Source organism: Flavobacterium xinjiangense, from assembly GCF_900142885.1.
Lineage (GTDB): Bacteria > Bacteroidota > Bacteroidia > Flavobacteriales > Flavobacteriaceae > Flavobacterium > Flavobacterium xinjiangense.
This window is the reverse complement of record NZ_FRCL01000020.1, coordinates 1-20879: the sequence shown is the minus strand read 5'-3', so window position 1 is coordinate 20879 and position 20879 is coordinate 1. Positions and strand designations below refer to the sequence as shown.

Sequence of the window (20879 nt, the reverse complement as noted above, 5' to 3'; positions counted from 1 at the left end):
AAGGCTTCGGATTAAATATCAATTTGTAAGATTTTACTCTTTATATTCACCCATTTTACTGTATTTGTCCATTCTCTGAGCAACTAATTCTTCTGTTGATAAGTCTTTCAATTCATTGAATCCTTTCATGATATATTGCTCTACTGTTTTGAAAGCAGTTTCTCTATCGTAGTGCGCTCCACCTAATGGCTCAGGGATGATATCATCAACTAATTTCTGCTTTTTCATGTCAGTAGAAGTTAATTTGAGTGCTTCAGCAGCCTGTTCTTTATACTCCCAACTTTTCCAAAGAATAGAAGAACATGATTCAGGAGAAATAACAGAATACCAAGTGTTTTCCATCATGTATACTCGATCTCCTACACCTATTCCTAATGCTCCACCTGATGCTCCTTCTCCAACAATAACCGTCATAATTGGCACTTTTAAACGAACCATTTCAAAAATGTTTCTGGCAATTGCCTCCCCTTGTCCGCGTTCTTCTGCTTCAAGACCTGGATATGCACCCGGAGTATCAATTAAAGTCAAAACTGGGATGCCAAATTTCTCTGCCATTTTCATTAAACGCAACGCCTTACGGTATCCTTCCGGATTTGCCATTCCGAAATTACGGAACTGACGCGTCTTTGTATTAAATCCTTTTTGTTGACCTACAATCATAAACGATTGTCCGTCTATTTTTCCTAAACCACCAATCATGGCTTTATCATCTTTAAACCCTCTGTCTCCAAAAAGTTCCAAGAACGTTTCTCCACAAAGCGCCCGAACGTGATCCATTGTATAAGGACGACTTGGGTGTCTGGATAGTTGAACGCGTTGCCAAGCGGTTAAGTTTTTATAAATTTTTCGTTTAGTTTCTTCTAGTTTTTTGTTGATTTGTTTGCAAGTATTCGTTACATCAACATCCGATTCTTGACCAATAACAAGACATTTATCTAACTGATCTTCGAGTTCTTTTATTGGAAGTTCAAAATCTAAATATTCCATAGGATTTCTACGTTTTTGTTTTTAATTCGAACGGCAAATATAAAATTTTAAATCGTTCAAAAAGAGTATTTTTTCATTTATGTCTCAAACCGTACTTTAATAAATTAGCAAAATCACTTTTAAACTAGAGAGAAACTACCATTATTCATTTGTTACACTAAAAGTGAAGTGTCTTTATATCAAGCGAAGTTCCTTTTTAAATCAAGAAGCATGCTGAATCTAAGGCTTGATTTTGAATGCTTTTACTGTATACAATTATTTCTTTTCGGCTGCTAATTGTTTTCTGGATTTGTAAGATTTTAAATACTCTCCCTTTGGAGTTCCATCATCAAAGGAACTGAATTTCACTAACGTTCGTACTCCTTGACGCGCTGCTTCATTGGTAAAATTTTCATATTCAATTCTGTACACTGCAGAATACATTTCGCCGCGGCCAATACCATGATAGCAATGAATCAACACTGGATAATTATCCTTGTTATCCATTATTTTAAAAAACCGGTCTAGGTTTTCTTGTTTGGGAACCTGATCTGACCCGTTATTAAAATAGTTCACTCCTTTCATTTTTGCCACCGTATTCTGTTCAGCGGTTAATTCGACAGGAATTTCCGGATTATTCTTTAAATCTGTTGTGCCTGGAAATCGCAAGTCTACAATCGATTTTATATGATATTTGGTAACGTAACTTTCCAATTCATCAGGTGGAATAACCCCTGATTTATACACTTTACCCTCCGTAATTGTTTCAAAATTATGATTGATATTCATGTCATAAATCTGTTTACCTCCGAAAAATAAAATAATGGCCAACAACAAAAAACCTAGTCTTTTTTTATTCTTTTTCATACGAATGTGTTATTTGCTTTTTAGTGAAATACCATATTTCGATTCATTAAAATCATAGCAATTTCATACTGCAAAGGTCTGACTTAATATTGAAATAGAATTATTTAGCGTGGCGTTTCTTGTCAAAGTAACGTTAAAATTGATACAAAAGAAGTAATTTAATCAACCTTTTTATAATGCTTAATCACGCCATTCAGGATTACCGTGATTACAATTATTAGGGCTCCAATGTAAAACTCAAAGCTCATTTTTTCTTTTCCGCCAAGTATAAAATAGGCCAATACAATTCCATAAACCGGTTCTAAATTAGTGGTCAACATTACGGTATAAGGCGTGAGTTTCTGCATCACTTTTACTGATGCCGTAAAAGCATACGCCGTGCAAATAGAGGCCAAAATCAGAATTAAAATCCAATTATTAACTGTTAAAACAAAGAAATCCAAAGAGAATTTTTGTTGAAATAAAAAGTATACCGTAATGAAAAAGGCTCCCGCCAGGAATTCATAAAAGGAGATAACTGATGGGTCGTGATTTTCTATTAATTTACCGTTCATGAGAGTAAACAAAACACCTAATATTATGGCTACCAAAGCGTATAACATTCCGCTGAGATAATTGACTTCAACTTTCATGATCAGTGCCAGTCCCGCAATAATGATAAGCCCAAAAAACACTTCATACCAAAGTACTTTCCTTCCATAAAAAATAGGTTCCAGTATAGAAGCAAAAAAAGCACCCAAGGAGAAAACCGAAAGTGTAATTGACACATTAGAAACATGAATCGCTTTGAAAAAAAAGATCCAGTGCAGGGCGATCAATAAGCCTACAAAAATCAATTTCAGGAAAGATTTCATCGGAATTCTAAAAGATTTCTTTTTGAATACAATAAACAGCGATAAAAAAACGCTGGCAAAAAGCATTCGATACCAAACTAAAGCATCAGCAGTAATAGTGATTAGCGCACCTAAAATTGCGGTAAAACCCCAAATAAATACTATAAAATGGAGGTTTAGGTAACTTTTGAATTTATCGTTTTGCATTTCGTAGGAGATAAACGGCTAATATTCCGAAACCGATATTTGGTAACCAAACTGCCAATAGGGGCGGAATACTGGACTTCTCCGCTAGTACTCCAAATATTTTATCAAAGAACACAAAGGCAAAAGCTAATGCAATTCCTATAGCCAAATTTATTCCCATCCCACCTCTTCGTTTCATAGACGAAACAGAAACTGCGATAATAGTTAAAATAAATGCCGAAACCGGCACGCTGAATTTCTTGTACAACACCACTAAATAGACATTGATGTTAGAGGAACCGCGGCTTCTTTCTTTGTCTATAAATTTGACTAATTTATCTAAAGTCAATGTTTCAGCTATATATACCACAGGCGTTAAGTCTTCTAACTCAAAACTAAAACGAGCCACTTTCTCAGGTGCTTTTTCAATTTTATCATTTAGTTCCCCAACCGTTCTTTTAGTGTAATCATACATCGTATAAGTACGCTGCTTTGGATTCCATTGTATTCTGCTGGCAGTGATTTTGTATATTAATTTCTCCTTTTTAAATTTTTCCAACGAAAAATTAAAAGCAATCTTAGACAATGGGTTAAAGCTATTTACGTAGATAAATTCTGTATCGCTAATTTGCCTAAACACATCTGTATTATCGCCTCTCATGGCCTCTTTCCCTCCTGTTTTCAGGTAGGTATATCTAAAGTTGTTAAACCCTTCGCTGGATTTAGGAACAACAAAAAAGCCCATCAACAAAACAAAAATAGAAACAATAGTAGCCCCAATTATGAAAGGCCTCAAAAACCGTGTAAACGAAATCCCAGAACTCAAAATGGCAATAATCTCCGTGTTATTCGCTAATTTCGAGGTAAACCAAATAATCGATAAAAATAAAAAGATCGGAAATAAGGAATTCGCAAAATAAATAGTAAAATGATAATAGTAGATCGCAATTTCAATGAAGGGAACTTTGTTCTCTAGCATGAAATTAATCTTCTCCGAAACATCAATAACAATTCCTATAGGTATAAACATTAACAACATAGCCGAAAACGTGGCTAAATATCTTTTTAGGATGTATTTGTCAATTATTGTTAGCATAAAGGTATATTCGGTTAATCGTTAAAATGGTGAATCGGTTGTTTGTTAATTTGGTGAATCGTTATTTGCTTTACGAATAAACAATTAAACCTAAATTACAATACTTTAATACGGTTAAACAAATAACCGAATAAACAAATCAACGAATTTATAAACGTTGGTTCATATTTTTCACCATCATTTCTTTCCAAGGCTTGAAATCGCCTGCTAAGATATGTTTTCTGGCCTCACGAACCAACCACATGTAAAATCCAAGATTATGGATCGTAGCAATTTGTTTCCCCAGGTATTCATTGGCAGCAAAAAGGTGACGCAAATATGCTTTTGTATATTCAGTATCTACATAGGTGATTCCCATTTCGTCAATAGGCGAAAAATCAGCTTCCCATTTTTTGTTTTTGATATTTATAGAACCATTCGCCGTAAACAACATTCCGTTTCTGGCGTTACGCGTAGGCATCACACAGTCAAACATGTCAATTCCTAGAGCAATATTCTCCAGAATATTTATCGGGGTCCCCACGCCCATTAGGTAACGGGGCTTGTCTTCGGGCAGGATTTCACAAACCACCTCGGTCATGGCATACATTTCCTCAGCCGGTTCCCCTACTGAAAGTCCGCCAATCGCATTTCCTTGTTGATTTGAATTCGCAATATATTCAGCTGATTGTTGGCGCAAATCTTTATAACAACTTCCTTGCACAATTGGAAAAAACGTTTGCTCATAACCGTATTTAAAAGGCTGCGTGTCTAAATGATTGATGCAACGGTCTAACCAGCGGTGCGTCATTTTCATTGATCGCTTCGCATAGTTATAATCACAAGGATATGGCGTACACTCGTCAAAAGCCATGATAATATCGGCACCTATGGTACGTTGAATTTCCATCACATTCTCTGGAGTAAAAAAGTGGTACGAACCGTCAATATGCGATTTAAACTTCACTCCTTCTTCCTTAATTTTTCGGTTGGCCGACAGTGAATACACTTGGTACCCACCAGAATCCGTCAAAATATTACGGTCCCAGTTCATGAATTTATGCAATCCACCTGCTTTCTCCAGAATTTCAGTTTGTGGCCTTAGGTATAAATGGTAGGTATTTCCCAGGATAATATCCGGGTTTATATCGTCTTTCAATTCCCGCTGATGCACGCCTTTTACAGAACCTACAGTTCCTACAGGCATAAAAATTGGGGTTTCAATCACACCGTGATCAGTGGTAATGCTTCCCGCTCTGGCTTTGGACAGCGGATCTTTTTTTAATAAATCAAACTTCATAGTAACGTATTTCACCCGATTGTTCGGCTGGCAAAGATAGGTTAATTTGAAACCCACATCAAAAAAATATTTTTCTTCCGATGAAATGAAAAAGTGGGTTCCTGACAACCAAAATTTAAATACTTTTTCGGAAGAAAACTAGATAATTAGATAATTTAAAAAATTAATTACCATTTATCAAATTAATTGGGGCGTGCCCTAAAAAGGTCGGGCTATCCGCTGTAAACAAGTTCACTGAACTCAGCTTAAAATGAAAATATTGTGAAGTAATCTTTTATTCCGCTACGCTTCATAAAAGGATTTCCACTTTTATCCCTCACGCATAAAAGCTGCTATACTTCCAGAACCATTGCAATAATAACACAATATTTGTAAAAAAAATAGTATCTTTCAATCACAAAATCAACACGATATGACTTGGGCAGCAAAACTAATAAAACACAACAGCGAAAATAGAATTGCCGTTTATTTTGAAAAAAGTCAAGACCTGATTGCCCGTATCAAACAAATAGAAGGAGCTCAATGGAGCCAACAAAAAACGGTTTGGCACCTCCCGGATACACTGGAAAATAGAGAACGTTTCAAGATAAAACCATTGTCATATTCGCTCGCTTCACCCGAAGGAATTGTTCAAATAGAGAAATTCATACAATGGATGCGTTCCAAACGCTATAGCGAAAGTACTATTACTACCTATAGCGAAGCCTTAAAATCTTTCCTAATTTTCTATCGAGAAAAATCAGTTGTAGAAATCAATAATGAGGACGTAATCATCTATAACAACGAGTATATTTTAAAAAATAATCTTTCGGCTTCCTACCAAAATCAGATTGTCAACGCCATTAAATTATTCTTCAAAACCATTCGAGAAACAAAAATTGAAGTTGATAAAATTCATCGACCAAAACGAGCCAAACTATTGCCTAATGTTTTGAGCAAAGAAGAAATAAAATTGATATTAGATGCCCACATTAATATTAAACATAGAATGATGCTTTCGCTGATTTATAGTTGTGGTTTGCGTTGTGGCGAATTATTGGCACTTCAGCCCGTTCATATAGATTCTATGAGAAATATTGTATTACTTAAAAACTCTAAAGGCAAAAAAGACAGAATAGTCCCATTGAGCCCAAAAATTTTAGAAATGCTTCGTCTCTATTTTGTTGCTTACAAACCCATAACTTATTTATTTGAAGGTCAGCTTAAAGGCCAGCCGTATGACAATAGAAGTTTACAACAAGTTTTAAAACAAGCAGTAAAAAAGGCAGGAATCACAAAGCCTGTTACCTTACACTGGCTGCGACATAGTTATGCAACGCACCTATTGGAGAGCGGAACCGACCTGCGTTACATTCAAGAATTATTAGGTCATAATAGTAGCAAAACGACCGAAATATATACCCATGTAAGTACAAAAAGCATTCAACAAATTAAAAGCCCTTTTGATAGTTTGTAATAAAAATATTATTATTATATTTGATCGCTATCCGCTATTGAATAGCGACAATCTACCCAATTTTGGGTGTATAGGCGCTACTTTGTAGCGAGTATATACAAGTTAGCGTTAATGCTAAAGAACTTCTTCGGTAACGAGAACGTTTTTAAAAGAACGTAATTCACGCTTAAATCTAATCACGCAATCATTTGTAGTGTGCGACATATAAAATCCTTTTAAAAAGTAATTTACATAAGCAGAAATAACGTGTTCTGAATTATCTTCGCAAAACCTATAATTATAAAAATCACAATAGAAATTTATACGGTTTTTCAAGTAGCTTAAATCCCTTTCTTTTTTTGGTTGATAATTAACCAATTCTTCAAATTCAGTTCTGAACTTCTCAATTCCTATATCAGTAATGAAGTAGTAGTTTAAATTCAATCTTTCGTCTTTTACTGCAAAACCTTTTTCAATCAGTTTTTCAAATGTATTATCAGTTTCAGATTGATAATAATTTCGGTAAAATTCATTTGGTAATTGTTTGTCTTTTTTGTTGTGCGACATAACGCTTTCAAAAAGTCTAATTCCTAATGAGTGAGCAATTTTTTTAAGTTCTTCTTTGTTGTATTTTTCCATAATAACATTATTTTTTCGAGCACTAAACGCTAACACTTGCTTTACGCTATTGTGGTATCGGGCTTAATTTGTTAATTTTTGAGTGAATAATTATTTGTCTTGAACTTAAACATCGGTCATAAAAATCCACAACGGACGTAAGAGCAAGGGAACGTTGGTGGCAAGTGTACCGAACCAACGTAAACGAACCAACTGACAAATAAAAAAAATGAACAATTTATACAACCAAATAGACTGTGAGGAAATATTAAAAAGATTAGACAATATTCAACCAAATGCTGTTAGACAATGGGGAAAAATGGATGTGTCTCAAATGTTAGCTCATTTAAATGCCTTTCTTGAAACCTCACTTGGTAAAAAACCTCAAAAAAGAATGTTAATTGGAAGAATTTTAGGTAGATTTTTTGTTAGGCGTTATGTGAGTGAGAAACAATTTTCCAAAAATGGTCCAACAGGGAAAAATTATATTATCACCAACCAACAGAATTTTGAAAAAGAAAAAACTAAAGCTATTCAACTTATTGGACAATTTTATGAAATTGGACCTGAAAAATGCACTAAACTGCCTCATCCTTTTTTTGGTTATTTGACACCAAATGAATGGGCGATTGCACAATGGAAACATTTTGACCATCATTTAAGACAATTTGGAGTATAAAAACTAACACACTGAAAAAGAGACAAATTGAATTTTAACCCGACAAATAATACCAGCCACCAACAGCCACTACAACGTATTTGGGCATTGGGCTTGATGGAAAAATGGCTTTGTACTTTGAATATTTGGCAAATCCGAAGAATGGTCTTAATTTAACCCCAAACCCGCTGTAGTGCCAAGACGTTATGGGCTAGTTCACAACAACACTTTACAAATGAGAACATTTTTTTTGATAATACTACTTTTTTCAATCAAAGTCCAATCACAGGAGTTAACAACTGACGTAAGAACAGATGAAAATATTTATTTATATGCGCTGAAGGAATATTGCAATTTTCCCGAAATAACGGCCGAAAATATTTATGTCCAATTTGATTCAACTGTTATGTGGTATGATTGGCCAAAAGTAATAAATAACAAAAAAATTAATTATCTAGACGGAGCGCCTGAAATTATAAAAGAAATCAAAGCACATAAAGGCTCAATAATATTGGTTAAAATTGTTCCTTTACAATACAAAAAGAAAAGTTTTTTTGTAAACGTTATTCCATTTTTAGCCACAGCAAAAGGGAAAAACATCAATTTGGCTAACGGTGGTGGATTAAGTGTGATATTTAATTACAGTGACAAAAATAAAGGCTTTGAATTTTCCGAAACAAAAAGTTACGGAAACTAAGCTAATAACCAGCCCATAACACACGCTACAAGCAATTTGGGGATTTGGTTTAATGGAAAAATTGGTTTGTATTTGAAAGACTTGGCAAATCAGAAAGATTACGCTTCCTTAATCCCAAACTGCTTGTAGCGCGAGAACGTTAGCGGTAATGCTGCGAGACAGAGCCGACAGAACAACTTGACAATGAATAACTAAATGACAGAAGTAAAAAGAAAAGGCTCAAAATCGACAAAAGACATTCCCAAAGACATTTTGGAACAACTGAACAGCGGACAAATTGAAACTGCAAATCTTGTTGAGTGGTTGGCGGTTGACCAACGACTTTTACTTGAAAACTTATTAAATCAATTCGGTAGGACAAAATATTTAACCCCAATATTGTCCGGCATTGAAGCCTTGAAAAAGCAAACCGTAAATACCATTAATGAAGCAATTGGAACAGGACTTTTTGAGCAATCGCTAAAAAATGGCGACACTGAAATACTGACAATTATTTCAACCCATAAATCGGACTTAATTCGTTGTTGGGCGACATATACAATCGGTAGAAATCAAAAATTGGACGTATCTCAAAAACTTGAACAAATCCAACATTTTTCGGCAGACAAACATTTTGGCGTAAGAGAAATTTGTTGGTTAGCTGTTAGACCAAGCATTGCAAAAAACTTGACCCAAAGTATTGAAATATTATCAAGTTGGACAAATCACAAAGACGAAAATGTTAGACGATTTGCAAGCGAAGCTACAAGACCAAGAGGCGTTTGGTGCGAGCATATTGAAGAATTGAAAAAAAAGCCAGAGTTAGGTTTGACAATTTTAGAGCCAATGAAATCTGACAAGGCCAAGTATGTACAAGACAGCGTTGGCAATTGGTTAAACGATGCAAGCAAAACGCAACCTCAATTTGTGATAGACATTTGTAAAAAGTGGGAGAAAAAAAGCCCAACAAAAGAAACAGCTTACATTATCAAAAAAGCATTGCGGACAGTTGGCAAACAGAGTGAATAGCAGACGAAAAGAAGCACTACCGCTAACAGCCGTTTTGAGCTAGTGTGTGATTTAGTGGAATTACCGTTTCGCATCATATTTTCTGCAAAGCCGAAAATTGGAAGGTTACGAACCACACACCATCTCAAAGCGGCGGGACGTTATGAGCTAGTTGAAAAAGAGCATTTCAGTTAAAATCACGTTTCAAAAAAGCATTTAGTTGCTCAGAAAATCGAAATTCAGAAACTTGAAAATTGGATTTTTAATTGGAAACTTGAAAATCAAAACTTGAATATTGGAGTTTGTAAACTGAATCCGAAATTCAGAAATTCAAAAGCAGAAACTTGAAAAGCAAACTTGAATTTTGGAGTTTCTAAACTGAATCTGAAAAGCGGAACTTGAAAAGCGGAACTTGAAAATTGGAGTTTTAAATTGGATTGCGAAAACTGAAACTTAAATATTGAAGTTTCATTGAGAATAAAAATAAAATCGTTTTGATTGTCAAATCGAAACGAAAAAAGGGAATAAAATTTAGCCGAAATTTGGGCAAGAATTAGGTTTTTAATCGGCCAAGATATGGCTGAAAATCAGTTAATAATCAGGAATATCGGCTAGAAACAACCAGCTCATAACCGCACCTACAAGTGATTTGGGTAATTGGCTTAATGGAAAAATCGGTTTGTATTTGGGATATTTTGGCAAATCCGAATAATGGGCTTAATTTAGTCCCAAACCACTTGTAGCTGCCAAACGTTGGCAGGCATAACTGAAAAAAACCAGAATCTTAAAAAATCAACTATGAATTTCTTTAACTTTTTTAGAAAAATAACTAACAAAACAGATTCTCAAGTTGACGCAAAAATAAATTCACAAAATGTTTCCAAAACGAATAATTTTGGTAAAACAATAACATATAATTCCTCTACTACATTAATTGAAGTTTTGAATTATATGAAAGAAAACGCTTCACAACTTGGAATTCAATTTAACCAACCTGCTACTGAAATTGAAATTGAAAATTTTAAAAATATTAAAATAGAATTGCCAAAAGATTTCAAAATACTATATGAATTTTGTAATGGTTTTGAAACAGACGATATTTTGTTCAGACTCATACCACTTTCTGAAATAATTGAACACCAAAAAGATGATTATTTAATAAGTGACAACTCATTTCATTTTACGGAGTATTTAATTTATTGTGATATGTGGAGTGTTGAAATAAACCAAGAAAATATTGAAGATTATAAAATATATCATAAAGTTGAAGATGTATTTGTATTAACAAATTCGATTACAGAATTTTTATGTGTATTCATCAACAAAGGAGTTTATGATGGTCTTTATCCGTGGGAAGAAGAAAAAAGAATAAATAATTAATACAAGAAGCGTAAAAAGTTTGTGCATATTGTTACGCCTGCCAACACACGCTACAACGGATTTGGGCAATTGGCTTAATGGAAAGTTGGTTTTGTATTTGTAATGATTTGGCAAATCCGAATAATGGGCTTAATTTAGTCCCAAACCCGCTGTAGCGCGAGAACGTTAACTGCCATATTACCAGAACCGAATATATTATGAGAAATTTTTTTTCAATATTATTTATCTTTTTAACTTTTAATATTTATTGTCAAAATCTGAATATAATTGCCGACAGTTTAAGAATAAAATATAAAATTCCTGAAATTGCATTTGCAATTGTTTCAGTTGACAGCATAATTGAAATGCAAACTTTAGGATTTCACAAAATAGAATCAAAAAACAAAGAAGATGAAGCAAAATCAAATGATTATTTTCATTTGGGTTCAAACACAAAAGCAATAACAGGATTTATTTGTGCTTATTTTGTTGAACAAAACAAAATTAATTGGAAAACAAAATTTTTCGACTTATTTCCGAAATGGAAAAAGAAAAGTAATGAAGCGTTTTACAAAATAACTTTAGAAGATTTATTATCTCATCGTGCAAGAATTCAACCATTTACAAGTGGAAATGAATATGAAAAACTTCCTAAATTTATTGGAACTAAATCAGAAAAGAGAAAACAATTTTGCGAATTTCTTTTAAAAAACGAACCTGTAAAACAAAATAATAAAACTTTCAATTATTCAAATGCAGGTTATAGTTTAGCAACATTAATGATTGAAAAAGTTAGCGGAAAAAGTTGGGAAGAACTCGTAAACATAGTTATAAAAGAAAAATTGAAATTAAATTATAAGTTTGGTTGGCCAAACCGATTTGAATTAAATCAACCTTGGGGACATTGGATTGAAAATGATACTTTAAAATCACTTTCGCCAAACACAAAATACGATTTAAGTTTAGCCGAACCAGCAGGAGATTTAAGTATGCAACTCAATGATTATGCAAAATTTGTGCAATTAAATCTAAGTGGATTAAATGGAAAAGACAATTTTCTAAAAACTAAAACATATGAATATTTACATTATGGTAAAAATGAATATTCGATTGGTTGGGGAAACATAAAAGATGAAAAAAGAGAAATATCTGAACACGCAGGTTCAGATGGCACATTTTTTTGTTATACTCAAATTGACAAAAAGAGAAAAAAAGCATATATTGTGCAAACAAATTGTGCAACTGAAGATGGACAAAAAGGATTATTTGAATTACTAAAAATAATGAAGAAAAAATACGGCAGTTAACAGCGGTTTGGCGCAATTGGGGTTTTAGGCAAACTTTAAAGTTGGCTTTGTACTTGGAAGTTGGTTTTTAAATCGATACATTTGGCTAACCAAATCCCCAACTGACGCCAAGCCACGAGACGTTAGTGGCAAGTTGAAGCCGAACTTACGCAGAAAAATATTTTGAAATGATTGGTTTTCGTTACCCTAGAAAACCGAAAATGTAAGCGTGAAAATCGGAACGTGAAAAGCAGAAACGTGAAAATTTGGTTTTTAAGATTGAAAAGCGAAAATCAAAAATATAAATATTGCAACTTGAGAATTGGAATGTGAAAAGCAGAAACTTGAAAATTGGGTTTTGTCCGTAGAAGCGTGAAAAGCAGAAACTTGAAAATTGGAATTTGCCAGTAGAAGCGTGAAAAGCAGAGGCGTGAAAGTTGGATTTTGCCAGTTGAGGCGTGAAAAGCAGAGGTGTTAAAATTGGAATTTGCCAGTTGAAGCGTGAAAAGCAGAAACGTGGAAGTTGGGTTTTATCCATAGAAGCGTGAAAAGCAGAAACTAGAAAACCGAATCGAAAAGTTTGAATTTGCCGACGGCAATTCGAAAAGCAGAAATTAAAAAAAATTGGGTTGAAATCGTAATTTCGCCTAAAAACAACCAGCCACTAACAGCCGTTTTGAGCTAGTGTGTGATTTAGTGGAATTACCGTTTCGCATCAACTTTTCTGCAAAGCCGAAAGTTGAAAGGTTACGAACCACACACCATCTCAAAGCGGCGGGACGTTAGTGATAATGCTACCCAAACAAGACGTAATTTGCATAATCACAAGCTATGTCCGTATTTTGAACGCCACTCATATTGTCTTTTTTATAAGGAATTGGTATGTAATTAATTCCTGAACCAAATTTGAAAAAAGGATGTAAAATAAAAAAATAAGGATTTTTAGTTTTATCCAACCATTCAAACAAATCGTGTTTTATTAAAGCAAAGTTTTCAGTTGCTAATTTCAATTCCTCTTTTTTTGAACTAAAAGAAGCTTTATTTAGCAAAACCTTAACTCTGTTTTTGTCTGTAAAATCTAATCTTTCGATAAGTTTTATTTTATTTTTTTCGTCTGCGTATTTTTGAAATTTATACATCAATGAATTATAACAAAAATACACAGATACATTTGATTTTAAGCATTCTTGTTCATAAATGTTTATTTCATTACTGAAAAACGAATTGATTTTATCATATTCGTTTGCCGAAGAAAAAGCACTATCACTAACACACGTTTGTAGTGATTGGGTCTTTTGGCTTAATTTATTGTTCATTTTGTGTCTGTTTTTATTTGGTTAACTCCGAAGATAATTTTGTACTTTTCCCAACCACTACAAGCGTGAGAACGTTAGGGTGTATAGCTGTTGACGATCAACAGTCGATTTTAATCAGAAACTTTAGTTCGGCAAGTACATAACGACGCAGAAACCGAGCTGGCCGAAATCTGAACTCAAATCTGAACTCAAATCTGAACTCAAATCTGAACTCAAATCTGAACTCAAATCTGAACCGAAATCTGAACCGAAATCTGAAACTTAATTGTTGCGGACAAAGAAACGTGAACTGCTTTATGGAAAACCGAAAGCGGAATTTTTTTGTCGATTTTCTTTGAGATTTAACTGAAGCTTGAAGTTCAAAAGCGGAAACTGTTTAGAACGAAAATCGGAAGGCGGAAATGTTACCAAAATTAGAATAGAAAAATGGAAAGTCTAATCGTTCGTGCTCAGCATCGTCAAGCTACACACCCTAACACACGCTACAAGCAATTTGGGTATTAGGTTTAATTTGAAATTGGTTTTGTATTTGGAAGATTTGGCAAATCCGAAAATAGGTCTTAATTTAACCCCAAACTGCTTGTAGCGCGGGAACGTTGTGTGATATTATTCCAAAAAAACCGAAAACCAACATATGAAAAAAAAATTTACCATTATTTTATTGCTCTTAAATTCAATTATTGCAATTTCTCAAGAAACTAAATACATAAATGCAAATGAACTTAACATCAGAAATGGTGCTGGGAAAAATTTTGAAATAGTTACAAAAGCAACTAAAAATGAAAAGGTGACCGTTATTTCAGAAAATGGTAATTGGACAGAAATAGAAACAGAAAATGGTGTAAAAGGTTTTGTTTCAACAAATTTTTTATCAAATTCAATTAAAGACAATAGTGATAAGAAAATTGGAGATTATCCGATTACATTAATTATTATTGGTATTATTTTAATTTTTACAGTTTTAAAAATTAAAAAACCTTCATCAACAAAATCTACAGCAAAAAAAAGTGTAACAAAAAAAATTATAAATAAACCAAAACAAATTGTTGTAAAAGAAAAGGTATCTGGAAATGACCAGAAAGAAATAGTAGAAAAAGAAATTTTTCTATGTAAAAATTGTGGAAGTCAATATGGTAGTATTTCACTATTAACCTTAAATAACTGTAAAAATACAAATGGTAAACATCAACTCTACGAAGGAAAAATAAAATCGCAATACAATTGTAAATTTTGTGGTAGTAAATATAATAGTATATTCCAAATGACAATAAATAATTGCAAAAAAAGTCCAACTGGAAAACATCAACCTGCTTTATAAAATATAATCATATGAAATTTACATTATTAATTCTATTGCTTTTTGCTAAAAGTTGCCAAAGTCAAGACATAGAACAAAAATCAAAAGAAAAAAACAACAAAATTATAGTTGAATTTACCGAGCCTATTAAAGGCTTTAATGCAAAAATATTTTGGACAATTAAAGACAGTATTTCAGACATTGATAATAGAATCGTTGGAACTGCAATTTTAGAATTAGAAAGACAAAACGACAAAACTAAATTTAAAATTAATTATCAAAGCTATTCAATCAGTGATAGTATTTGCAGCTTAAAAGTTTACGAAGGTTTCAAAAAAAGCGATATTCCTAACATTATACAAACTAATTATTCTACCGAAGGTAGGCCAGATTTCTATTTCAAAGACATCAATTTTGATAACGTTGAAGAATTAATAATAACTGAAACTGGCTTGGAAGAATATAACGCACCAGTTTATAGAGTTTTTGAGTTTCAAAATAATGAATTAATTGAACTAAAAGATTTTCCAAGTATTTCTTTACACGAGGGAAAAGGAAATATTGATTATGAGAAAAAAGAAATAACAACAAAAGATTACTATAGCTGCTGTGAATATGAAGAAGATTTTTATAAATATGAAAAGAATAATAAAGAACAATTTGTTTACTTCAAAACTCTGCATCATATGATTGACCCTAATACTGAAAATGAAGAAATAATCATTAAAGAAAAAGGTAAGGCTGATATCAAAATATTCAAAAAAAAACAATAATCCAAAATATGGAGAATAGTTATAACGAGATAAAAATAGAAATTCAAGAATTTCTAGCCGAAATTGAAAAGGATGAGGATTTATCAAAAATTCTTGATAAGTATTACAAAGGAATTCAAGTTTTTTTATCTCGATTAATTTATAAACCAAAATTTATGTTTATTGGTATAAATCCTGGAGCAGGATTTTACAATTATGAAGGAAAAAGAGTAAAAAGATTAAGTCCATTAGAACGTATGGAATACGTTGGTCAAGATTATAAATTAGCAATTGAAACTCGTGAATTACTTCGATTAGCTGGAATACCTAATTCTGAATTAAATAATTCTGTAAAAACAAACTATTATTTTTTATCTACAACAAATGCTAATGATTTATTCAGTTTACTAAGTCATTTAAAAAAGCACAAAGTTTACTATAAATCAAAAAAATGGATAAATAAACTTATAGATATTATTGAACCTGAATTTATTATTTGCGAGGGCAAAACAGTATTTGACAAATTAACGAAAGATAGAGATTGCAAAGTTTCCGAAATTGATAATGTTTATTATGCAGAAATTGGAAAAATAAAAGTTATCGGTTACAAAAGAATTTTTAGTAATATTTTACAGAAAGAAAAAGTGGCAAAAGTGCTGAAAGAGAAACTATCCGTAAAATTATAACATCACACAACAGGCGTTTGGCAAGATTTGGGTTTTAGGCTTAATTTGAAGTTGGTTTTGTGTCAGGAAAGTTATATTTTTAACCGAAAAATTAAGGTTTCCTTAATCCCAAACCTCGCCAAGCGCCGGGACGTTGTGTGAGATTATAAAGAACCAACGTGCTAAAAACACAAAATAGAATGGGATTGACTTGGAATAAAATTTGTTGTATATTTGAAAAAATAAAACTTTTGATTATGAGTAAACCTAATAAAATAACACGTTTTATAAGCTCTGTAAGAACAGCTTATAATGGAAAAGTTAGAGTTAACTTTCAAGGGGATATATATGTAAAAAGTGAAGATATTTTTTACGATAAAGTAGAAGCCAAAAAGTTTATAGAAAAAATGCGTAAAGCTGCTAGAGGATATAACGAAAAAGTAAATGCTTAATTTTGATTCTCCTTTACTTTTAATTCTCCCATTGTTATCAGGATATCTATTCCTTATTTCATTTTATTTTTCAAGATATTACCACAGTAAAATTGAAACACAAAGACTAATCTTTAATTCAATGCTTTGTGCGTTATTTATATATTTTGTATCATACTATTTTGATTTAAAAATACTCCAATATTATCCCCATTTCCGTAATAACTTAAAGAAGCTTAATCCGTTTGTTTTTCAAAGTTTAAATTTTGGGTTACTGACTTTGGGTGTTAGTCTTATACTATCTTATTTTCTAAATTTTGTCATCCCTACGAAGTGGATGTTGAAAATTACGGTTCGTTTGTGGGGCGATGAATACGAAAGGCTTTTCTACAAATCAATGAATGAAAAGAAAATCGAAGATGGATTGCTTACGATAACAACTGAAAGCGGAAAAGTATATGTTGGCTACGTTAACAGGATATCAAAACCTTTAATAAATCAACAAATAGAAATAATTCCTTATATGAGTGGGTATAGAGAAGATGAAACTAAAGTTCTTCATTTAACAACTTTCTATTTTGACATATTGGAATACTTTATAGAAAATGGTCAAAAGGAAAAAATAGATGACGAAATGGGGATTATCCTTCCAAAAGATAAGATTGTATCTGCCTCAAGATTTAGTTTAGAAGTATTTAATATGTTTAGTATTCAGAATATGCCGAAGAAGAAAAACAAGCAGAAGAATAAATAACCTCACACAACACACGATACAAGCAAGTTGGGCAATTGTGTTTAATTTAAAGAATACGCATATCAGCCAAATTTCGGCAAAACAGAAAAATAAATAATTATTAACCCCACCCTGCGTGTAGCGCAGGAACGTTATAGAGCATTTTAAAAAGACGATAATGCAGAAAAAAATCGCAGAAGGACAATTTGAAGTCATTGAAAGTTTTGCAATAAGACGTAGAAACGAATTTTATCTAATTGGACAATTAAAAGAAGGAACTATTAAAGAACAATGGTTTATAAATATTCCTTTTAATAGCACGTTAGCAATGACAGTTAGAATTAACTCAATTGAAGATGTTGAAATTTCTAGTGAACAGAATAAATACAAATTAATTATTGTGAAAGGAGACAGCGAAATGTTGGACTTAATGCTGGGGTTAAAAATTGGAAGTGAGCTTTTGGATATTTCTATAGATGGAGAGGATTAATGAAAGCATACTTATACATAGATAACGATAAAATTGGAGAAGTTTATTTTACAATTATAGATGCGAATATGGGTGTTATTAGTGGAGATTTAATTGCGAACGAAATTTATAAAAAATATCAACGAACAATTCAACAAAATTTTGAATCACAAGGCATCTCTAATATTGATAATTTTAATTTTAGAATTTTACTTGAAGACAATACTGAACTAAAACCACAAGGAGGTATTGGCGTGACAGACTCAAAAGACTTTGACGAAATAAATGTTGAATGTAACGGTTTAGACTTGACATTATTTGAAAATTAACCGCCGAAAAAACGCTCTATAACAGCCACTACAACGGATTTGGGCAATTGGCTTAATGGGAAGTTAGTTTTGTATTTGGAATATTTGGCAAGTCGTAAATAGGGCTTAATTTAGTCCCAAACCCGCTGTAGTGCCAAGACGTTATATGCAACTTGTGCCGAAATGACGCGAAAAGTTCTCATTATAAATTATTATGATTAAATCTGTAGTATGAAAATAATTTATCTAATTTTTATTTTAACTTTTTTTATAGGTTGTAACGATAAAACAAGAAATTTTGAAGGTATTGGACAGATAAAACTTGGGAGTAATTTTGATTCATTACCTTCTTCAAAACTTTTCAAGAATCATTCTGGAAATGAATACACAATCGATAGTTTTAAATTATCTAATGAAATTGGATTTGTTAAAAATCTAAATATAAAAACAGACAATGGAATAATTTACGATGTGAGTTTTAATAATTCTGAAACAACAAATATTTCCGCAATAGATTCTTTAATGAAAAATTTTCACAAATTTAATCTTATCAATATCGCCGAAAATAAATCTTCACCAATTCAAATATTTGAAGAAACAGATGGAGTTGTAGATTTTTCTAAAATTGTCACTAAAAACAATAGTCAACCTATTGATTACAGATATTTTGATATTAAAAAAGTTGTAAATAAAGCTGATGAAAATTAAATATCATATATATTAACTTTTGTAAAATTGGAATACTACAACAGAAGTTTGAAAGTTAGAATCTGAAAAACAGAAGTTGGAAAATTGGAATCTGAAAAACCGAAACTTGAAAGTTGGAATACGGTAACAGAACTTGAAAATTAGAGTTTAAAAGCGGAAGTTTGAAAGTTGAATTTTATAGAAAAAATTTAATTTTTATTTTTAGATTTATAACAGAAAAATGAGAAATGAAACGTTGAAAATTACGAACCGAAAACAGAAGTGCGAAAGTTGGAATTTGCCAACAGAAACTTGAAAAATTTTGTGGTTTAAATCGTAATGTCGACCAAAAACAAGCAGCATATAACAGCTGTTTTGATATAGCTGGAATTTAGTGGAATTACCGTTTCGCATCAAGTTTTCCTTAAGCCGAAAATTGAGCGGTTACGAACTTCCAGCCATCTCAAAGCAGCAAAACGTTAGCGGTAATGCCAAAACCAAAATCTTAAAAATGTACTTGAAAATACTAAAGAGCTCAATTTATACTGCAAGGAATAATGGTCCGATGAGTAATATTTGGAAATTCACTTCTAATTTTTATTTTGCCACAGCAACATCAGTCTATCTTTTGTTAATATTTCTTATTCTTAACAATCATTTATTGCCAAGCACTTTTGATTTTCTAATTTTGAAAATTTTCAGTACAAAATCGTATAATTTTCTTTTGAATTTAGCTGTATATTTTATTTTACCATTAATGGTTTTAAACTATTATTTGGTTTATCGGAATGAAAAATACAAATCAATGCAGAAAGAGTATAAAGCTTACAATAATAAAAAGTCATTTTTCATTTATTTCATGTCGGCTCTTGCTGTAATGTTTTTGATAATCTTTTTAAAAATTTAAGCTGATTAAAGTATAAGCACTACCGCTAACAGCCGTTTGGCTAGATTGGGGTTTTAGGCTTAATTTAAAGTTGGTCTTGTATTTGGAAATTTTGTGCTTAACCGAAATATTAATCTTAATTTAGTCCCCAACCTCGCCAAGCGGCGGGACGTTACCTGTAATGCGCTAATGTTGCGCTAAAAACAATAGTATGAAAAATTCATTTGTTGCATTTTTTGACATTTTAGGTTTCAAAAATATGGTTGAAAAAAATTCTCATGAAGAATTAATGGAAGCTTATGAATTTGGCCTATACCAAAGTTTAGAAACTGCTGAAGAAGCAACAAATATATTTTTAGGAATGATAACTCCGCCTCAAGAGTTAGAAAGTTTGAAAATTCAAATCTATGTAATTTCAGATAGTGTTATTTTTATTCAAGATACGTTAACTCAAAGAGGTCTTTTGTATATAATTTCATATTGTCGAATGCTAATTGGAAGTTGTCTTGCAGATGGGATTCCGATTCGTGGAGCTTTATCATTTGGTCCTGTTTCTGTAGAACACAAACGGGGAACAACAATAGTTGGACGCGGATTAACTAATGCGTACAATTTAGAATCTAAACAACAATGGGCTGGTGGTATTGTTGACAAAGAATGCTTTAATATTGTGCCAAAAGAAAATCAAGACCTTGTAGATCATTTGATAAATAACAAAAAAAATCCAATTATAACGAAATTGGATATTCCGACGAAAGTACGCCACCATTCCGCGCTAAAGGTCGCCATTTATTCCGGAGCAAAGTACGCCAGTCAAACCGGCCTTTATCATCACTAAGTAAAGATGATGTTTTTCAAAGTTAATGATTTTTTTTAGTTCTCAAAGATTTTCCTGTTAATGCTATTCTGTGTGCTGAAGCTGACAATCTGTCCATTATGGCGTCGGCCAGAGTTGGCTCCTCAATGAAGTTGTACCAAGTGTCCACGGGCAACTGTGAAGTAATCATAGTTGACCCTAAACCATATCTATCTTCGAGAATATCCAATAAGGCAATCCTTGCATCATTA

Annotated in this window: 23 protein-coding genes; 15 read left to right on the top strand and 8 right to left on the bottom strand. The window is 32.3% G+C overall.

What is annotated here, in order from left to right; all coding sequences use genetic code 11:
• Nucleotides 1-33: 33 nt before the first annotated feature.
• From BUC23_RS16315 to tgt, 5 genes are all read right to left on the bottom strand, one after another.
• Nucleotides 34-987: an acetyl-CoA carboxylase carboxyltransferase subunit alpha gene (locus tag BUC23_RS16315; RefSeq protein ID WP_073211483.1), complete on the bottom strand. Its 954-nt coding sequence runs from the start codon at nucleotides 985-987 to the stop codon at nucleotides 34-36.
• A 255-nt stretch (nucleotides 988-1242) separates the two neighbouring features.
• The gene (locus BUC23_RS16310; protein WP_073211481.1) at nucleotides 1243-1833 is read right to left on the bottom strand and encodes a dual specificity protein phosphatase family protein; all 591 of its coding nucleotides are present in this window, start codon (nucleotides 1831-1833) and stop codon (nucleotides 1243-1245) included.
• Between the two features lie 158 nt (nucleotides 1834-1991).
• Nucleotides 1992-2873, bottom strand: coding sequence for a DMT family transporter (locus BUC23_RS16305; RefSeq protein WP_073211478.1), 882 nt, complete (start codon nucleotides 2871-2873; stop codon nucleotides 1992-1994).
• On the bottom strand, nucleotides 2860-3948 hold the full coding sequence (locus BUC23_RS16300; protein ID WP_073211475.1) for an LptF/LptG family permease: 1089 nt from the start codon (nucleotides 3946-3948) through the stop codon (nucleotides 2860-2862). Before BUC23_RS16300 ends, BUC23_RS16305 begins: the two co-directional genes overlap by 14 nt.
• Nucleotides 3949-4096: 148 nt before the next feature.
• The gene (gene tgt, locus BUC23_RS16295; protein ID WP_073211472.1) at nucleotides 4097-5227 is read right to left on the bottom strand and encodes a tRNA guanosine(34) transglycosylase Tgt; all 1131 of its coding nucleotides are present in this window, start codon (nucleotides 5225-5227) and stop codon (nucleotides 4097-4099) included.
• A 412-nt stretch (nucleotides 5228-5639) separates the two neighbouring features.
• On the opposite strand from tgt, the gene BUC23_RS16290 reads away from it, so the two are divergent.
• Complete coding sequence (locus BUC23_RS16290; protein ID WP_073211469.1) at nucleotides 5640-6683, top strand: tyrosine-type recombinase/integrase; 1044 nt, start codon at nucleotides 5640-5642, stop codon at nucleotides 6681-6683.
• Between the two features lie 114 nt (nucleotides 6684-6797).
• On the opposite strand, the gene BUC23_RS16285 is transcribed toward BUC23_RS16290, so the two are convergent.
• Nucleotides 6798-7301 (bottom strand): hypothetical protein, encoded by a 504-nt coding sequence (locus tag BUC23_RS16285; RefSeq protein WP_073211466.1) that lies wholly within the window; start codon nucleotides 7299-7301, stop codon nucleotides 6798-6800.
• A gap of 208 nt (nucleotides 7302-7509) precedes the next feature.
• Between BUC23_RS16285 and BUC23_RS16280 the strand changes: the two genes are divergently transcribed.
• The 5 genes from BUC23_RS16280 to BUC23_RS16260 all read left to right on the top strand — a co-directional run bounded on the left by BUC23_RS16280 (nucleotide 7510) and on the right by BUC23_RS16260 (nucleotide 12288).
• Nucleotides 7510-7959: a DUF1569 domain-containing protein gene (locus BUC23_RS16280; RefSeq protein WP_073211463.1), complete on the top strand. Its 450-nt coding sequence runs from the start codon at nucleotides 7510-7512 to the stop codon at nucleotides 7957-7959.
• A 214-nt stretch (nucleotides 7960-8173) separates the two neighbouring features.
• Nucleotides 8174-8635, top strand: coding sequence for a hypothetical protein (locus BUC23_RS16275; RefSeq protein WP_073211460.1), 462 nt, complete (start codon nucleotides 8174-8176; stop codon nucleotides 8633-8635).
• Between the two features lie 195 nt (nucleotides 8636-8830).
• The gene (locus BUC23_RS16270; RefSeq protein ID WP_073211457.1) at nucleotides 8831-9643 is read left to right on the top strand and encodes a DNA alkylation repair protein; all 813 of its coding nucleotides are present in this window, start codon (nucleotides 8831-8833) and stop codon (nucleotides 9641-9643) included.
• A gap of 777 nt (nucleotides 9644-10420) precedes the next feature.
• Nucleotides 10421-11002: an SMI1/KNR4 family protein gene (locus BUC23_RS16265; RefSeq protein WP_139259957.1), complete on the top strand. Its 582-nt coding sequence runs from the start codon at nucleotides 10421-10423 to the stop codon at nucleotides 11000-11002.
• 197 nt (nucleotides 11003-11199) lie between these two features.
• Nucleotides 11200-12288 carry a serine hydrolase domain-containing protein gene (locus BUC23_RS16260; protein ID WP_073211450.1) on the top strand — a complete coding sequence of 363 codons (1089 nt, stop codon included), beginning with the start codon at nucleotides 11200-11202 and terminating at the stop codon, nucleotides 12286-12288.
• Nucleotides 12289-13061: 773 nt separating this feature from the next.
• Here the strand turns inward: BUC23_RS16260 and BUC23_RS16255 are convergent.
• On the bottom strand, nucleotides 13062-13583 hold the full coding sequence (locus BUC23_RS16255; RefSeq protein WP_073211447.1) for a hypothetical protein: 522 nt from the start codon (nucleotides 13581-13583) through the stop codon (nucleotides 13062-13064).
• Nucleotides 13584-14217: 634 nt separating this feature from the next.
• Between BUC23_RS16255 and BUC23_RS17250 the strand changes: the two genes are divergently transcribed.
• The 9 genes from BUC23_RS17250 to BUC23_RS16200 all read left to right on the top strand — a co-directional run bounded on the left by BUC23_RS17250 (nucleotide 14218) and on the right by BUC23_RS16200 (nucleotide 20649).
• Nucleotides 14218-14901 carry an SH3 domain-containing protein gene (locus BUC23_RS17250; RefSeq protein ID WP_084538387.1) on the top strand — a complete coding sequence of 228 codons (684 nt, stop codon included), beginning with the start codon at nucleotides 14218-14220 and terminating at the stop codon, nucleotides 14899-14901.
• A gap of 35 nt (nucleotides 14902-14936) precedes the next feature.
• Complete coding sequence (locus BUC23_RS16240) at nucleotides 14937-15653, top strand: hypothetical protein (RefSeq protein ID WP_139259955.1); 717 nt, start codon at nucleotides 14937-14939, stop codon at nucleotides 15651-15653.
• An 8-nt stretch (nucleotides 15654-15661) separates the two neighbouring features.
• Nucleotides 15662-16318: a hypothetical protein gene (locus BUC23_RS16235; RefSeq protein WP_073211427.1), complete on the top strand. Its 657-nt coding sequence runs from the start codon at nucleotides 15662-15664 to the stop codon at nucleotides 16316-16318.
• Nucleotides 16319-16476: 158 nt separating this feature from the next.
• The gene (locus BUC23_RS16230) at nucleotides 16477-16749 is read left to right on the top strand and encodes a hypothetical protein (RefSeq protein WP_167365602.1); all 273 of its coding nucleotides are present in this window, start codon (nucleotides 16477-16479) and stop codon (nucleotides 16747-16749) included.
• 316 nt (nucleotides 16750-17065) lie between these two features.
• Nucleotides 17066-17482, top strand: a complete 417-nt coding sequence (locus BUC23_RS16225) for a hypothetical protein (RefSeq protein ID WP_139259951.1) — start codon at nucleotides 17066-17068, stop codon at nucleotides 17480-17482.
• A gap of 157 nt (nucleotides 17483-17639) precedes the next feature.
• Nucleotides 17640-17951 (top strand): hypothetical protein, encoded by a 312-nt coding sequence (locus BUC23_RS16220; RefSeq protein WP_073211419.1) that lies wholly within the window; start codon nucleotides 17640-17642, stop codon nucleotides 17949-17951.
• Entirely contained in the window at nucleotides 17951-18259 is a 309-nt protein-coding gene (locus BUC23_RS16215; protein ID WP_073211416.1) for a hypothetical protein, read from the top strand. The genes BUC23_RS16220 and BUC23_RS16215 overlap by 1 nt, the downstream gene beginning before the upstream one ends.
• A gap of 210 nt (nucleotides 18260-18469) precedes the next feature.
• Nucleotides 18470-18946: a hypothetical protein gene (locus BUC23_RS16210; RefSeq protein WP_073211413.1), complete on the top strand. Its 477-nt coding sequence runs from the start codon at nucleotides 18470-18472 to the stop codon at nucleotides 18944-18946.
• A gap of 1076 nt (nucleotides 18947-20022) precedes the next feature.
• Nucleotides 20023-20649: a hypothetical protein gene (locus BUC23_RS16200; protein WP_073211408.1), complete on the top strand. Its 627-nt coding sequence runs from the start codon at nucleotides 20023-20025 to the stop codon at nucleotides 20647-20649.
• Between the two features lie 22 nt (nucleotides 20650-20671).
• On the opposite strand, the gene BUC23_RS16195 is transcribed toward BUC23_RS16200, so the two are convergent.
• The coding region (locus tag BUC23_RS16195) for an ATP-binding protein (protein ID WP_167365601.1) at nucleotides 20672-20879 on the bottom strand (208 nt) is incomplete at its 5' end.